This window comes from Limosilactobacillus walteri (assembly GCF_014830205.1).
Taxonomy (GTDB): domain Bacteria; phylum Bacillota; class Bacilli; order Lactobacillales; family Lactobacillaceae; genus Limosilactobacillus; species Limosilactobacillus walteri.
Map to the genome: position 1 here is coordinate 72,766 of NZ_QORN01000005.1, position 15,937 is coordinate 88,702.

General features: G+C 38.6%; 19 protein-coding genes. All 19 read right to left on the reverse strand.

Translation table 11 applies throughout. The features are described from left to right. Positions 1-2 precede the first annotated feature (2 nt). The 19 genes from hemC to DTK66_RS01650 are packed head-to-tail and all read right to left on the reverse strand — an operon-like array spanning position 3 to position 15,935. Positions 3-920: a hydroxymethylbilane synthase gene (gene hemC / locus DTK66_RS01560; protein ID WP_191667558.1), complete on the reverse strand. Its 918-nt coding sequence runs from the start codon at positions 918-920 to the stop codon at positions 3-5. After that, positions 910-2,175 carry a glutamyl-tRNA reductase gene (hemA, locus tag DTK66_RS01565; protein ID WP_191667559.1) on the reverse strand — a complete coding sequence of 422 codons (1,266 nt, stop codon included), beginning with the start codon at positions 2,173-2,175 and terminating at the stop codon, positions 910-912. The genes hemC and hemA overlap by 11 nt, the downstream gene beginning before the upstream one ends. A gap of 2 nt (positions 2,176-2,177) precedes the next feature. Then, the gene (locus tag DTK66_RS01570; RefSeq protein ID WP_191667560.1) at positions 2,178-2,636 is read right to left on the reverse strand and encodes a precorrin-2 dehydrogenase/sirohydrochlorin ferrochelatase family protein; all 459 of its coding nucleotides are present in this window, start codon (positions 2,634-2,636) and stop codon (positions 2,178-2,180) included. A 14-nt stretch (positions 2,637-2,650) separates the two neighbouring features. After that, positions 2,651-4,156 carry a cobyric acid synthase gene (locus DTK66_RS01575; RefSeq protein WP_191667561.1) on the reverse strand — a complete coding sequence of 502 codons (1,506 nt, stop codon included), beginning with the start codon at positions 4,154-4,156 and terminating at the stop codon, positions 2,651-2,653. Positions 4,157-4,216: 60 nt separating this feature from the next. Next, the gene (locus tag DTK66_RS01580; RefSeq protein WP_191667562.1) at positions 4,217-5,026 is read right to left on the reverse strand and encodes an energy-coupling factor ABC transporter ATP-binding protein; all 810 of its coding nucleotides are present in this window, start codon (positions 5,024-5,026) and stop codon (positions 4,217-4,219) included. 12 nt (positions 5,027-5,038) lie between these two features. Further along, complete coding sequence (cbiQ, locus tag DTK66_RS01585) at positions 5,039-5,716, reverse strand: cobalt ECF transporter T component CbiQ (RefSeq protein WP_191667563.1); 678 nt, start codon at positions 5,714-5,716, stop codon at positions 5,039-5,041. Positions 5,717-5,737: 21 nt separating this feature from the next. After that, positions 5,738-6,049, reverse strand: coding sequence for an energy-coupling factor ABC transporter substrate-binding protein (locus DTK66_RS01590; RefSeq protein WP_191667564.1), 312 nt, complete (start codon positions 6,047-6,049; stop codon positions 5,738-5,740). Continuing rightward, positions 6,046-6,792, reverse strand: a complete 747-nt coding sequence (locus DTK66_RS01595) for an energy-coupling factor ABC transporter permease (RefSeq protein ID WP_191667565.1) — start codon at positions 6,790-6,792, stop codon at positions 6,046-6,048. The genes DTK66_RS01590 and DTK66_RS01595 overlap by 4 nt, the downstream gene beginning before the upstream one ends. Further along, complete coding sequence (locus DTK66_RS01600; RefSeq protein WP_191667566.1) at positions 6,776-7,489, reverse strand: cobalt-factor II C(20)-methyltransferase; 714 nt, start codon at positions 7,487-7,489, stop codon at positions 6,776-6,778. The genes DTK66_RS01595 and DTK66_RS01600 overlap by 17 nt, the downstream gene beginning before the upstream one ends. Positions 7,490-7,492: 3 nt before the next feature. Further along, entirely contained in the window at positions 7,493-8,269 is a 777-nt protein-coding gene (locus DTK66_RS01605) for a sirohydrochlorin cobaltochelatase (protein ID WP_191667567.1), read from the reverse strand. After that, positions 8,262-9,656, reverse strand: coding sequence for a uroporphyrinogen-III C-methyltransferase (gene cobA / locus DTK66_RS01610; protein WP_191667568.1), 1,395 nt, complete (start codon positions 9,654-9,656; stop codon positions 8,262-8,264). Before cobA ends, DTK66_RS01605 begins: the two co-directional genes overlap by 8 nt. Continuing rightward, a complete protein-coding gene (gene cobK, locus DTK66_RS01615; protein WP_191667569.1) occupies positions 9,610-10,404 on the reverse strand; it encodes a precorrin-6A reductase in 795 nt (264 codons plus the stop codon). The genes cobA and cobK overlap by 47 nt, the downstream gene beginning before the upstream one ends. After that, entirely contained in the window at positions 10,401-11,126 is a 726-nt protein-coding gene (gene cobJ, locus DTK66_RS01620) for a precorrin-3B C(17)-methyltransferase (RefSeq protein ID WP_191667570.1), read from the reverse strand. The genes cobK and cobJ overlap by 4 nt, the downstream gene beginning before the upstream one ends. An 11-nt stretch (positions 11,127-11,137) precedes the next feature. Continuing rightward, positions 11,138-12,193, reverse strand: coding sequence for a cobalt-precorrin 5A hydrolase (locus DTK66_RS01625; protein ID WP_191667571.1), 1,056 nt, complete (start codon positions 12,191-12,193; stop codon positions 11,138-11,140). A 2-nt stretch (positions 12,194-12,195) separates the two neighbouring features. Further along, complete coding sequence (locus DTK66_RS01630) at positions 12,196-12,957, reverse strand: cobalt-precorrin-4 methyltransferase (RefSeq protein WP_191667572.1); 762 nt, start codon at positions 12,955-12,957, stop codon at positions 12,196-12,198. 16 nt (positions 12,958-12,973) lie between these two features. Continuing rightward, positions 12,974-13,528: a decarboxylating cobalt-precorrin-6B (C(15))-methyltransferase gene (locus DTK66_RS01635; protein WP_191667573.1), complete on the reverse strand. Its 555-nt coding sequence runs from the start codon at positions 13,526-13,528 to the stop codon at positions 12,974-12,976. Next, positions 13,521-14,123, reverse strand: a complete 603-nt coding sequence (locus DTK66_RS01640; RefSeq protein WP_191667574.1) for a cobalt-precorrin-7 (C(5))-methyltransferase — start codon at positions 14,121-14,123, stop codon at positions 13,521-13,523. Before DTK66_RS01640 ends, DTK66_RS01635 begins: the two co-directional genes overlap by 8 nt. Further along, positions 14,120-15,271 (reverse strand): cobalt-precorrin-5B (C(1))-methyltransferase CbiD, encoded by a 1,152-nt coding sequence (gene cbiD, locus DTK66_RS01645; protein WP_191667603.1) that lies wholly within the window; start codon positions 15,269-15,271, stop codon positions 14,120-14,122. The genes DTK66_RS01640 and cbiD overlap by 4 nt, the downstream gene beginning before the upstream one ends. Further along, a complete protein-coding gene (locus tag DTK66_RS01650; RefSeq protein ID WP_191667575.1) occupies positions 15,252-15,935 on the reverse strand; it encodes a cobalt-precorrin-8 methylmutase in 684 nt (227 codons plus the stop codon). Before DTK66_RS01650 ends, cbiD begins: the two co-directional genes overlap by 20 nt. Positions 15,936-15,937: the final 2 nt, after the last annotated feature.

Consider the following 15,937-nt stretch of genomic DNA (forward strand, 5'->3'; position numbering starts at 1 on the left):
TACTACTCTCCTTCAATAATTCCAAATTTATCCTTCGCCAATAATTGATCGGCAACCATTTTACCGACTCCAAGCTTATTGGCAGGTACCCCTGATTCTTTAATAACATGTTCACCATTCGGGGAAGCGATTAAACCATCAAAAAGGATTTGCTCTCCCTGAGAATAAGCGTGACCACCAATCGGAAAGTTACAGCTTCCACCTAATTCCCGCATAAATTCACGCTCGACTTTTACACAATAAGCAGACTTTTGGTCATTTATTTGGTTGAGCAATTGGCGAATTTTTGGATCATTTTTTCGACACTCAATTGCTAAGCATCCCTGTCCCACTGCTGGCACAATGTATTTCCGTAAACTTAAAACATGATAGCTACTCAAGTCAACGTTCAACCGTGCTAATCCTGCCTCAGCTAAAATAACTCCCGCTAGGTTTTCCGTATCGATTTTTTTCAACCTGGTATCTATATTTCCCCTAATCGGTACAATTATTAAATCAGGTCGAACGCATAACAATTGTCCTTGGCGGCGTAAACTATTCGTGCCAATTCGCGCCCCATAAGGAAGATCATCTAAGCTCGCAAATTTACTATGACTAACTAAACAGTCATAAGGAGAAACTCGTTTAGGAAACGCCCCTAATATTAACTCATCAGGGAGCGTAGGCATCACATCTTTTAAGCTATGCACTGCAAAATCAATTGTTCCATCTTTTAACTCATCTTCAATTTCTTTCACAAAAACGCCTTTCCCACCAATTTTTGCTAAGCTAGCGTGTTGATTACGGTCACCCTCAGTTACAACGTTTTTTATTTCAAACTCAATATTGGGGAATTTCTTTTTAAGAGTTGCAATCACTATTTTAGTTTGGGCCATAGCCAGTTTACTTTTCCGACTGCCAACAATTACTTTAGTTACCATTTTTTTGATTCTCCACTTTTAGATTGTCCATGCCAAAGATCTTACAGAAGAAGTTAATATCTGCAGTTGCTCCTGGTGTTACCGATAATTCTTTGATTTCTTTAATCGGCCTCTTAATCATTTGGTTAATAATGCTCTTCATATGCTTACTAATCACCTTGCGCTCATGGGCATTTAGTTCTGGTAATTTACGGAGAAGACTATCATATGCTTCGCCTTCAATTTTTAATGAATGTTCACGAAGCCCCTTAATTACCGGAACGATATGTAACTGTTTTTCCCATAGATAAAAATCCTGAACCTCTTGCGGAATCTCAGCAGCAATCTTCTGAATCATTTCTCGACGCTTTTCATCGTTAGAGTTTAAAATCAGGTGCAAATGATCAATATCATAGTATTTAGGCACCGTACCTGTAAGGGCAACATTCCGTGGCACACCTAAATCAACAATCACTGTCTGGAGTCTTTTCTGCACCCTAAATAGTGGCTGCTTTACCGTAGCAGCAAAAATAGCTGCATCGACATTCTCCACGACTGACGTTAATTGGGTAAAGGGGCGTGCCTCAACTACCCCTTGCAATTCTTCTGCAAGTTGTTGCGCTTTACTGTCAGTCCGATTCAACAAGAACACCTTGCTAAAGCCCATGTTGCTTGCATTATAGGCTGTATGCTTACCGATATGTCCCAGCCCAATTACCGCCAGCGTTTTACCATTAAGCGAACCAAAATCGGTCTTGATCTGGTGTAATCCTGCTTGCCCTGACGATTGCGCCAATTCGCTCACCCGGTATTTAGTATGCATCTTTTTTGAAAAAGTAATTGCTTGCCGAAATAGGTGATTTAAGATTACACCCGTTGTTTTTTCGGCAGTAGCTACTTGAAATGCATCCTTTATCTGACCAAGGATCTGCGGCTCACCCTTAATCAACGAATCCAGTCCGGTTATTACACGAAATAAATGTTCAACCGCATCATCCTTCGTCATGATTGAAACATATTGACTAAACTCATCAACGGTATAATGGAACCACCCAGCAAGAAAACGTTTAATGTAGTAACGACCAGTATGAATTTGGTCAACGACTGCGTATACTTCAGTGCGGTTGCAAGTTGATATTATCAAATTTTCAAGGATACTTTTTTCATTATTTAACAGTTGATCTGCTTTAGAAACTTCTTTTGCAGTAAAGGAAAATCTTTCCCGTAGTTCTATTGGTAATTGATGATAATTCAAACTAACACACATCAAATACATTTTTATTCAAACTCCTTATGAAATTTTTTACTTACCCACGCTTTAATTTCATTTTTCATCTTTTTGGCAACGCTCGGTGACTTTCCCATCGTTGATACACTAATGAACATATCATCAGAACTAAGCGTTGCTAGGTTATAAAAGTCAGAATTATTTTTATCACTTGTATTATTTACCAATTGAAAGTGTGTTGCTTCCCTTTTTATCTGGTCATTTACATCTGAGTTATTAGTACATGTGATAATCACGTCCATATTTTCGACATACTTTCGCTGATATTTATCCTGTATCCAGTCAATATTTTCACGCGCAATCGTAGAAGAGAGTAATGGACTGACAACCGTTGGCTTCACTCCTGCTTTTATTAATTTTTGGATCTTGCGTGCGGCTACTTTTCCGCCACCAATCACTGCCACATTTTTATTAGCTAAGTTTAAGATAATTGGATATGGGGATTGCATGATTTACCCACCTTTTATAGTCTTATTGAATTTTGCAAAATCTGATTAAATTTTTCCATATCAACATTTTGTTCAAATAACTGTGCTAATCGTTCATATTGCTGATCCTTATAATCACTAATTGAGATATTAGTATTCACTAATGGTGCCATTCCTTTTGCTATCCGGATTTTATTCAATAAATGACGTGTCCAATATGGATTGTCAAAAATTCCATGAAGATAAGTACCGATTATTGTTTCATCATTATTTACAGCTCCATCCTCACGATTCTCCGCTTTTCCATTAGTTTCTTGAATCACCGAAAACGGTACCGCATTGGGACCTCGCTTTGTACTTCCCATATGAATTTCATAGCCCTTTAGTGTATAGTTGTTTCTCTTCGCAACTGCTTGGGTGGTTGTTTTTTCATTATTAAAGGTTGTTTCAATATCTAGTAAACCAAGTCCCGATTGCTCTTTAATTGGTGATTCAACCCCAGCTGGGTCATAAAGCATGCGCCCCAAAATTTGATACCCGCCACAAATGCCAACTATTCGACTGCCATTTTGGTGTGCTTGTACAATAGCATCCGCTAGACCATTGTCCCTTAAAACAGCTAAATCTTCATTCGTATTTTTACTTCCTGGAAGGATTAATAAATCTGGCGTACCTAATTCATCCGCTTGCAAAACATACCTTACCGAAACATCAGGTTGTATTTTGAGGCTATGAACATCGGTGAAGTTTGATATTTTATCAAGGTCAATAACTGCTATATCCAAATCCTTAGCATTATCTTTTCGCCGCGGTTTTCGGGTAAGAGAGACGCTATCTTCCTCATCGATATCGATATTACTCATTGGTAATACCCCAATCACCGGAATACCTGTAAGCTCTTCAATCATCTTATTTCCTGCTTCAAGTAACGATTTGTCACCTCGAAACTTATTAATAATTATTCCTTTAACCCGTTGCTGATCTGCTGGTGGCATAAGTTTAATGGTTCCATATATTGATGCAAATACTCCACCCTTATCAATATCAGCTACTAAAATCACTGGTGAATCAGCCATCCGTGCCATCCCCATATTGACAATATCATTTTGATTTAGATTAATTTCAGCCGGACTTCCAGCTCCTTCAAGAACTATTACGTCATTTTCCGCAGCTAACGTATCGTATGCCTGCATTATTTGCGGAATTAACTGTGGTTTATATCGGTAATAACTAGCCGCATCCATATCTGCGAGTACCTTTCCCATTACGATTACTTGGGAAGCTTTATCTGTTGATGGTTTTAACAAAATTGGATTCATCCGCACATCTGGTTTTACTCTGGCAGCTTCGGCTTGAAAAACTTGCGCCCGTCCCATCTCATCACCTTGATCAGTGATAAATGAATTCAGAGCCATATTTTGTGATTTGAACGGTACTACTTTTTGACCTTTATTAGCCAGTAACCGGCAAACGGCGGCCGCTAACCAACTCTTTCCTGCGTCCGATGCAGTTCCTTGAAACATTATTGATTGTATAGCCATTCTAATATCCCTCCCCAAATTGATTATGTACTAAGAGGTTACCCTCTTTATTAAAATTTATTATGAATTTAGGCTATTATTTTCAAATAAGTCTTGCTCATCAGCATATAAGGGCAACCCTAATTTTTGGTGGATTTTAACAAGCCATGGTTGGGTTAAGTTATTTTCTTCTAGTAATTTTTCATCATTAAAAACACTTTGTTTAGTCCCTTCGTTAAGGATTTTACCCTTGCCAAGAAGATAGAAATAATCACACGTTTCATACATAAAATCCATATCATGACTAGATAAGATTATTTTTTGCCCATTTGCGACCAGCTTCTTAATTAACTTTTTCATCCTAATCCGACCATCTGGATCTAATCCTGATGTCGGTTCATCTAGTAAAATCCATTCAGAACCAATAACCATAATTCCAGCAATAGCAACCCGTTTTTTTTGTCCACCGCTAAGATATTGAATCGGCCGGTCTTTTAGGTTTAAGATATTTAATTCATCCAACACTCTTTCAACCCGTTGATGAATCTCATTAGCAGGTAACTTAAGATTATGGAGTGCAAAAGCAACATCGTCTTTAACAATTGAATAGAAAATTTGTTGGTCAGAATTTTGAAAAACTATCCCGATTTTCCTTCGCAAATCACGTAAACCTTTCTTGGTATACTCAACTTTTTTGCCATCAATAAGTACTTCCCCACTGGTTGGACGTAGCTCTCCGACTAAATTTAAAAATAACGTTGATTTTCCAGCACCATTTTGCCCCATTATCCCAATAACTTTATGACCGTCACCACCAAGCTTCAATGAAACATCATCTAGTATTTTCCGCTTATCATCATAGCTAAAACTAAGATGTTTCAATTCAATCATCTATTACTCCTCCTAAAGGTAAAAGTCTCCATTATATAACTTAGCATCAAGTGCTTTTGTCATCATTTCATAATTCCTAATAACCTGTTCAAAGAGCATCTTCGCGAGAATACTCGATGAGTGAACCATTAAATCAACAGAATCATAGCCAAAACGCAACTTTTGGGCACGATGAATTTGTTCAAAGGCATCAATAAAAATAAATATAAAACGGTACATTAGCATTGTTACTTCAATCATTACCCGTGGTAAATGGGCTGCCTTCAATACTTGCAAAATCTGAATAAATGGTGTCGTTAGTGCAAACCAATAAGTACACACGATGGCTGTCACGCATTGAAGCGCCAGTTGGCCAGCACGCGGCAACATCACTTTCGCTATCCCGAGATAAACATTACCAATTCTAAGTGGCCAGATTAACGAAGAACGTTGTGACGAAACTGTTACAACAATTCCAACAATACTTAAAAGAACAAATGGCAAAATAGCATAGAACCAACTAATATAACGTTTTAAAGAAACCCGAGCAACAAAGATTGTGACTCCAGCCACACTAAATAAAACTACTACCTTTAACCATTGAATTGGTTGAAAAGCGATTATAATTCCCAATAACCACAAAAGAGCCTTTAATTTAGGCGACCAGTTAACGATCCGATTCTCATAGGCATACTTATCGATACTTAACATATAATCCAACTCACTTTTCCGTTACTTGGATGAACGATGCTTGTCTTTATTCTGGAGTGCCTTCTTTTTACCATGGGCAACGCCAATCAAATAACAAATGACTCCTGTTCCTAACGATCCTTGTAAAGTAAATAAAAGACTTTCAATTTCTCCTGATGGGGGGGTCCACACTGGACGCGCCCACACCTTATAGTTAGGAGCAAACTTCTTTATTTGTGCTGTTCCTTGGTCATCACTACCACCATATTCGCCCTTCACAAAAACAAATGGAATTAATATTAAAAGGATTACACAAATTAATAAAACAATATTTATCTTTGTTCGCTTAGTCATTGTAAAGCCGACTCCTTCCAAAGATCGTTGCTTATTACAAGGTTGTACACAATGACGGTAAGCAAGCCTTCTGCTATCGCTAACGGAATTTGGGTAATTGCATAAATACTGAGGAATTTGATTAATGCAGCTACTATTCCACCATTGGGGTCAGGAAATACAATTGCTAATTGAAATGCAGTCGTTACATATGTCGACCAATCGGCAAACATTGCACAAAGAAACAAAGAAACTGACCGGTTTACCTTCATTGCTCGGCACAACTTCCATACTGCATAACCAACAATCGGTCCAACAATGGTCATTGAGAATTCATTTGCCCCTAATGTCGTTAATCCGCCATGTGCTAAAAGTAAAGCCTGAAACAAAAGAACAATCACTCCTAGCACCGACATTACTCCCGGCCCAAATAAAACCGTTCCTAAACCCACACCAGTCGGATGGGAACAAGACCCTGTAACAGACGGTAATTTCAAGGACGAAAGGACAAAGACAAATGCTCCACATAGTGCAAGCATGACTTTAGCGTTAGGAATTCCGGAATTAACAATTTTATACATTCGGTAAAGACCATATATAAAAAACGGCGCAGATACTACAAACCAAAAAATACACCACCGTGGCGGAAGCATCCCTTCCATAATATGCATCGCATGCGCCGTAAGAGGATAAGCAAGGGTATAAACTAGGCCAATCATGAAAAATGTAATAAATTTTCGATATCTACTAATTATTTTTAACATCGTGATTTCCCTTCTTTAATAAAGCCGTTGAAAAATATGGTAATCGATCATCAATGGAATAATCCGCTAAAACTTTTTCTTTTTGCCCTGCCATTGACGCATTTTCAACCACAATTGTTTTGTTTAATAAATTGCGATCCTTTAGTATTTGGTATATTTTGGCAAAGTTTGTTGCGATTTTCATAATGACCACATTGTCATTAAGATCAATTGCTTCTGCTAACTGTGCTGAATTGGCAGTTGCTGGAATAACTTCTAATGTTTCATCATCTAACATAAGGGGAGTCGATAAATTAGCAGCAATTTGACTAAATGATGATATCCCTGCAATCGTTTGAATTTCGACTCTTCCTTTTAAAAGCTCAGCAATATAACTAAACGTGCTATATACCGAAGGATCTCCCAGTGTCAAAAAGCCAACGTTTTTACCAGTTTGAACATCAACCGCAATTTCATCAGCAATTTCTTGCCAACTTCTTACCTTTGTTTCTAAATCCTTCACCATTGGAAAGTGACGTCTTTTTATTTCTAATTTAAGCGGCAAATAAGGAGCAGCAATCTTCTCAGCAATACTTTTTCCATTTTTTCGTGCCTGCGGAGTATATAAAATATCAAGGTTCTTAATCGTATTAACGGCTTTTATTGTTAGTAGCTCACTATCACCAGGGCCTACTCCAATGCCAAAAAAACTAGCCATCTTTTACTCCTCCTTCATCGTCGCTTTTAATTTTGTAATAAACATCTTCTGGATTTCTGGGTATTCACCCATCCCTTTTAGAACTGGTTGCGCCATAATACCATTATCTTTTAGGATGCTTTTCCATGAATCAGCTGTGTCGGCCGCCATGTCATTATGGGCATGATTACCTGCCACCATCATTAATGGCTGCATATACACTTTTTCAACTTTCGCGTGTTTCAACCGAATAATCTCATCATTAATATCGGGGTAGCTTTCCACCGCTCCGACATAGCTTTTTGTTCCCATAAGCATATGGTCTAAGCATGCATATGTTGTAAACGCACTATGCACAGTTCCATGTCCCATCCACAAAATAGCCTTTCCTGTGGGCAAATACTCACTTTGCATCTTTAAAAATGCAACTAATTGCTGAAAATCAGCAAACGCCGTTAACAGCGGTTGGGTAATTCTAATTAGTTTAAAGTCATTCTTGTATTTTGCGACTGCATCTTCCACTAGCCCATATTCAATTCCTGGGATAATATGCAAAGATTGAACATATACTTTTTCATAGCCTTGCTTAGCTAACTGGTGAAGCGCTGTAGAAACGTCATTGATTACCAGCCCTTCTTTTTTTTCTATTCGTTTGCGAACTATTTTGGAAGTAAATGCCCGAAAAACATCATAATCAGGAAAAGCCCGCGCAATTGCCTTTTCAGTAGCTCCTAATGTTTTTTCCCTTGTTTCTGGATATGTCGTCCCAAAGCTAACGGCAAGGATTGCTTTTTTAGTCACGGGCAAACTCCTCCTTTATTTTTTCAACAGTTGCTTGGAGATTTGGTTGACAGTTAATCACTTCTGAAAAGCCACACCTTTGAGCCGCTTGGCAGATCAATTTTCCCATTGTAAATGCCTTTAAGGATTGCAAATGACTTTTTTGTTCTTCGTCTAACGAGGTTAAAAAATCATTTAGACTAGCAGTGCTTGGAAATACTACTCCACTAAATTCAGCCAATTCAAAAGGTAGTGTCAACAAACTATGTTCTTCTTTATAAAGTTTCAAAAAGCGTCCAATATTATATTGTGGTTTTTCACCACCAAGCTCCACTAAGTTTGTTTGTGAGATATCAACTGGCATTATCTTATCAACTAGTAATCCCATCGCTTTTAAATGTTTGGCAACGCTTTGATTGCCTGCAATAATTTGCTTTCCTGCAAGAACGCGGAGATCCTTGCCATTTCGAATTAAAAGCTGAATAAATTGACGGAATGAAGCAACATCATCAATAAGAATTGAAGAATATTTATTAATAGCTGAAAAGTCAGTAGCTACTGGAACTTTTTCCTGTCGCGAATAGAAGTCTGCAGTCGCTCCTAAATCTGTCAACAAATTAAATAATCTTTGCCGAGCACTAAAGGGAACTAATAAATGAATTCCATCTAATGGTTTTCGCACACTTAATTCATCACTAAGCTGGACCACATTCCCAACAACAATTAATGCCGGTGCCCCTATTTGGTGCTTAACTACTAAATCATTAATATTCGTCAAATTACCAATTACTTTTTTCTGCCGCCACTGGGTTGCCCATTGGATAACTGCGACAGGGGTTTGGAGGTCTTTCCCATGACTAATGAGTTCCTGACAAATATTTGATAATTGTGCCATCCCCATTAGAAATACAAGAGTTCCTTCTTGATGAGCGATATTTTCCCAATCAAGCTGCTGACCGTCTTTTTTATGGTGACCTGTAATAATATGAAAGCTAGAAGCGTAATCACGGTGAGTAATCGGAATACCAGCTGCTGCTAATCCAGCAATAGCACTTGTGATTCCTGGGATGATCTCAAAATTTACCCCTTGATTGTTCAAAACTTGCGCTTCTTCACCACCACGGCCAAAAACGTAGGGATCACCTGCTTTAAGCCGGACAACTTTTTTGCCATCGTTTGCATAATTTACTAACATTTCATTTATTTTCGACTGTTTTACTTTGTGGTGAAGCGGCATTTTACCAACGTCGACTAGTTCAGCATTTTTAGCTGTAAACGCTAATAATGACGGATCAATTAACCGATCGTACAATACCACGTCAGCTTCCTTAAGCCGCCGTTTCCCAATCAATGTCAGCAATTCAGAATTTCCCGGCCCTGCCCCTAGAAGCGTTACTCTGCCTTTCATAATTTTCCTCCAAATATTTTCCTAATTCCTTCAAATCCGCAACTACATGTGGATATTTTATTTGTGGTCGCCGAATGATTACACAGGGGATGCCGAGTTGCTCACAGGCAGCAATTTTTTCTTGAATCCTACCTTGACGCCCACTTTCTTTAGTTACTACAATTTGAGCGTCCGCATGCTTAAATAATTCAATATTCATCGCAGTTGTAAACGGCCCTTGAATTGCGTCAATTTGCGAGGCAATAAAGCCAGCATTCGTTAAATTTTCCATTACCTTTAAGGTAGGCAGAACGCGAACATGCAGCCGCTTAACTCCCAATTCATCAGCGTATTGCGGTGCTGTTTTACTGCCAGTCGAAAGATAAATCTTACCATCAGTATTCTGTAAATATCGACACGCATCAGCTAATGAATCTACCATTTTTAACATGGTATTTTTACTATATTCATTTTGACGTTCAAATCGTAAGTAAGGGATATTAAGCTTTTGGGCTTCGTCGATTGCTAATTTAGAAATGATCCGTGCAAATGGATGAGTGGCATCCACAATAAAATCGATCTTATTATTGCGACAAAACGCTGAAAAATTCTCTTCGCTAAAGATGATTTGATTCACTTTCTTGCTATGTTGTTGAGCTAACTTAGCCCCATAATCACTTACTACCGAAACGGTAAACAGAGCATTATGCATCCTCAAATAATCCGCGACAGCTAAGCTTTCACTCGTTCCCCCTAATAGAAGAATCATAGTGTATATCCTCGTGGTGTTATCATTCGTCCATCTTCAACATATGTATTTTTATTTCCAACAATCACAATCGATGTCATATTGATCTCAGTTTCATCAAGGTCAGCAATTGTTGTTACTTTATCAATTTCTTTTGCCCGAGCAACATCCTTACCAATTCCCACAATCGTATCTGGTGATTTATATTTCAAGATAATATCAAGTGCTTTGCGTAAATGGTGCGGACGTCCCTTACTTCGTGGATTATAAAGACAAATAACAAAGTCCGCGGCAGCTGCTGCATCAATTCGTTTCGTAATTACTTCCCATGGTGTCATCAAGTCACTGAGACTAATATGGCAAAAATCATTCATCAACGGTGCCCCTAAATGGGCTGCAGCCGCAATACTTGCGGTAACGCCAGGAATTACCTTAACGTCAATATGTTCTTTCATCTTACCAGCGAGTTCCAAAACTAAGCCCGCCATCCCATAAATTCCGGCGTCACCACTAGAAATAATAGCCACATCTTCACCGGTAGCTGCAATTTCTAATGCTTTTTTACAACGATCAATCTCACCACGCATCCCGGTTACTACTAGTTCTTTCCCCTCAATCATATCTTCAATTAATCGAACATATGTGGCATAGCCGACAATTGTATGAGTCCGTTCGATTACATCTCGCGCTTCTTCTGTCATTAATTCTTTTGATCCTGGTCCTAAACCAACTACATATAACATTTTCTTTCCTCCTAGATTTCATGCAGACGGCTAAGTGCCATCGTGATTTCGTGATTTGCATAGCGCTGTGTCACATTCTGTTCGCCACTTGCGTAATCAGCTGCCGCACAAGCAACATTGCCAACCCCAACTGTTTTTAAGACAAAAGCCGATTCAGGGTATTTTTGACTTACTTTTTGTAATTCTTTTGCGGTATAGAATTCTAAATCAGCATTTAATGTCTTAGCTAAGTATTGGATAGCTGCCTCATGTTTTTTTACATCAATCGAAGCTACTTTTACGATAGATTGCCAAAGTAATTGGTGCTGTTGACAAAACTCTGTAAAGGCGGTTTGCATCATTGCAATTGGTACATCTTTCCGACAGCCAACACCAAGCACATTTAACTGTGGAACAACATGAATTATATCTGCGTTTTTAGCAAACCCAGTATGATCAGAAACGATTACTAATGGCGTTCCACCACGATGGCTCTCGATATCTCTTATCAATGTAAAGCCATTAAATTGTTCGACGTATTTCTCTAAGTATGGTTCGATAAATAACTCTACAGCCTTACCTTCTGCTAATCGGCGATTAATTTTTTTAGTATTTTCTTTAAAGTTAGGATACCAACCATTTACTTTCTTCGTTAAAACATCTAAAGCCTGCACTTTTTCTGTATCTGTTGCTGTTGTAATTACTGGTTCTGCTTCCATCAATCTTGCAATTAACCGGGTCCATTCATTAGCACCACCAACGTGTCCCGAAAGCATGCTAATTACATGCCGAGCTTTTTCATCCATTACAATCACAGCTGGGTCAACTGTTTTATCAACAACTACCCCTGTTAATGCACGAACAACAATTCCGGTTGCCATTATGCAAACTACACAATTATATTCCCTAAACAGGCGATGCATTGTTGAGTTAAAATCTCCTTTTCGATAGTAGATTTCACGCTCTCTCGCTAATCGCTGCGGTAAAATAACTTCGACCTTAAAGCCTTGCGTTGCCAGCTGTTCTTGCAAGCAGCGTGCAGTCTGTGCTCCCCCTTCAGTCAAAGCAATAACGGCAAACTTTTTCATAATTATTTACTCTTTTTTCTAAACATAGTGCTAAAACCAGCATCATAAAGGTGCGAATAGTTATACTCCTCACCCAAAAACTTTCCGACCATAATTAAGGCTGTTCGCCGAATGTCAGCATCATGAACCTTTTCTGCAATATCATTCAACGTTCCACGAACGACTTTTTCATCAGGCCATGTTGCCTTATAGATAACTGCTGCTGGTGTATCGGCCGGGTAGCCACCTTCTTCTAACTGAGCAACCACTTTTTTTATTCCTTGAACTGATAGGAAAATAACCATGGAGGTCTGGTGCTGAGCTAATGACTTTAACGATTCTTTTTCAGGTACTGGTGTTCTTCCCGCCATTCGAGTAATAATTACACTTTGAGCTACTTCTGGAACAGTATATTCTACGCCCATACTAGAAGCAGCCCCAAGGAATGAACTAACTCCTGGAACGCATTGATACTTTATGCCGCGTTTTTTCATTTCTTCGATTTGTTCACGAATCGAACCATAAATTGAAAAATCACCTGTTTGCAGTCGAACAACTGATTTATCTGCTGTTACTGCCGCTTCCATCCGATCAACAATATCATCTAAGGTCATTTTGGCACTATCATACTTTTCAGCATCCGCTTTACAATAATTTAAGAGATCTTTATTAATTAAGGAGCCCGCATAAATTACAACATCTGCTTCGGATAATAACTTATATCCCTTTAACGTAATTAAATCTGTTTCCCCTGGGCCTGCTCCCACAAAACTAACAATTGCCATTTTCAATCATTCCTTCCTACTTTCTTGCACTAACAATAATCGTTGGGTTATTAGGCTTGAAGTAGTGTCCTTTGCCCAACTGATGCCATCGCAAAATCCCTACTTCAACCATCTCGATGTCATCAAATCCTGCATTAGCTAATAGTTTTTCAACCTGCATTGCATTCTCAAATAAGATGAAATTGAGAACAATCATCCCATGATCGTCAAGATGAATACTTGCAAAATCGATAATTTCCTTGAGATAAGCCCCACTCCCGCCGATAAAAATTGCATCATACGCTTGATCTGGGATATCTTGCGGGGCCATCCCCTGGATCAAGTTAATATTATGCAAACCAAACTTTTGGACATTTTGCTGAATAATATCAATTCCAGCTGGATTCATTTCGACCGCGGTCACACTTATCTGAGGATATTCCCGCGCTGCTTGAATGCTGATACTACCAGTTCCGGCCCCCACATCAAGTAAACTTTTTTTCTTGTTAAGCGCTAACTTATCAATGCTAATCGCCCGTACTTCAGATTTTGTCATTGGGACTTTATTTCTTAAAAATTCATCATCACGCATTTGTAATAATCACCACATTCATTGCATAATTACGATTTTCGACTGTTTGCTCATCATACTTTGTTATTTTCTCATTAGGATAACTTAGGCTTTCTCCGACATAGATTTTCCGATGCAGTCCCCGTTTCTTTATTTCCTGACCGATTTCAAATGGTCCGAAGATTTGATCTGTCACCATTCCAACTTTTGAATGCTGTAATAAGAAATCAAAATTAGGCCTGCGTCCATGGCTGCTTGTTATGTAGCAGTCATTCATTGATAAACCTAATCGGTCAAACATATATTGAATTGAGCTGATACCTGGAATTATCTTTATTGGTTGATTAGAAATATTCTTTTTTACCCAGGTCCCAATCCCATATAGTAAGGGCTCCCCTGATGCCAGCAAGACGATTAATTTATCCGCATTTTTTTGCAAATAATCTTTCAACTCTGCTAAATGGGGTAATAGCATTTGCTTTTTCCTTATCAATTCTTCAAATACTGCTAACTGCCGCTTCGATCCAATTACTACATCGGCCTGCGTTAAGTATTTCATTATTCCCTGCAGGCGGTATTCCTGATTTCCTGGACCAATTCCTAATACTACTATCATTGCCACTCACCCTTGATTTTTGCTAATGGTTTACTGGCTGCCAATAAACCACTTTCCCGTGAGAAAATCACAGCATCAATTTCTATCTGCGGCTCACGATGTGCTAACAGTTTTTCCGTTCGCAGCTTAATCTTGTCAACAATCATTTGGTAAACAGCTTGATAACCAGCTTCATTAATTAGCTTAATCATGGAAATTGTTGTTAAACACCCATAAATCTTACGAAGAAAATCAGTTGGCACATTACCCAATAATGCGAGATTTGCCACCATAATTTCGGCACGTGCATCTGCATCTTTACTATGGGTAGAAAAAATTCCAGCTGATACTTTAATCATCTTTCCTAGATCACCAACAATTAGAACTTTTTTAAACTTCAATCGCTGTGCTTCATGGAGAACATACCCAACAAAGTTACTCATTTGAACGATCTTATCGTTTGTTATCCCTAAGTCATCTTTAGCAAAATCTTCACCATAATTTCCAGGAACAAGAACCACCTTATCGTCTCCACGTTTACGATGGATATTCATTTCAATAGAAATCGAATGTTTCCAACTAGCTTCTGACATTGGGGTAACAATACCGCTGGTTCCAAGAATTGAAATCCCGCCAATAATTCCTAATCGCGGATTGTAAGTTAATTTAGCAATTCTTTCTCCGTCTGGAACGGAAATGACAATATCTACTCCTTGTTCATCGCCAATTTCTTTACGAGCTGCTTCTTTAATAACCCGACGTGGTGTTGGATTGATTGCAGACATTCCTGGTTTATTTGCTAAACCTTCTTTAGTTACTATGCCAACGCCCTTACCGCCATCTAAATGGATCTCATTATCGTTTCGGAGAGTAACAGTCGCAAAAATCAAGGTACCATCTGTTGCATCCTGATCATCACCACCATCTTTTTTTATTGCACAACTAGCCGTCTGTTTATTAAAGTCAGTTTGCTCAACATCGAAAATTGCAATTTTTCCATTGGCAGCATGAACAGTAACTGTTTCTTGCGGTTCCTGATTCAATAGTGTTCGAATCGCAGCAACAGTTGCGGCCGTTGCGGTTGTCCCCGTAGTAAAACCCTTGCGTAACTTGCGTCCATTGTAATAAACAAAATTATCTTCCGAATTATTATTTGGAGTGACGGCCATACTCATCACCTAAATCCTCAATATCCATGTTATACATAACCGCATTAATTAATGCGGCTGCCAAGTTGCTGCCACCTTTGCGACCAAGTGCTACAATTGCAGGAATGTTCGATTCATACAATGCCTGTTTACTTTCTGCTGCTTCCACAAATCCAACAGGAACACCGATCACCGCCGCAACATCAAGCTTCTTTGCCTTGACTAATTCGATAATCTTACATAGCGCCGTTGGTGCGTTTCCAATTATGAATACCTTTTCTCGTGGATCTTGCGCTGCTACTTCAATTGCTGCCATAGAACGGGTAATATTTTTATCTTTTGCCATGGCAATTACACGCGGATCGCGAATCAAACACTGATAATCAACACCTAATTTTTGAAGGCGTCGTTTATTTATCCCCGACAAGGCCATCGTCGTGTCCGTATAAATAACACCTTGATTTAACAAAACATATTTTAATTTTTCCAATACATTGTGGGTGAACTTTAAATTTTGCAAATAATCAAAGTCTGCTGTTGTGTGAATAGCGCGCTTAATGACTGCCTCATGAAGCGGACTTTCAAAGCGATAATCGGGATCAAGCCTATCAATTTCTTCTTGAATTATTTGAAAACTTTTATCAGTTATTTGATGTGGGACTGTAATATAATTCTCTTTTACCATCT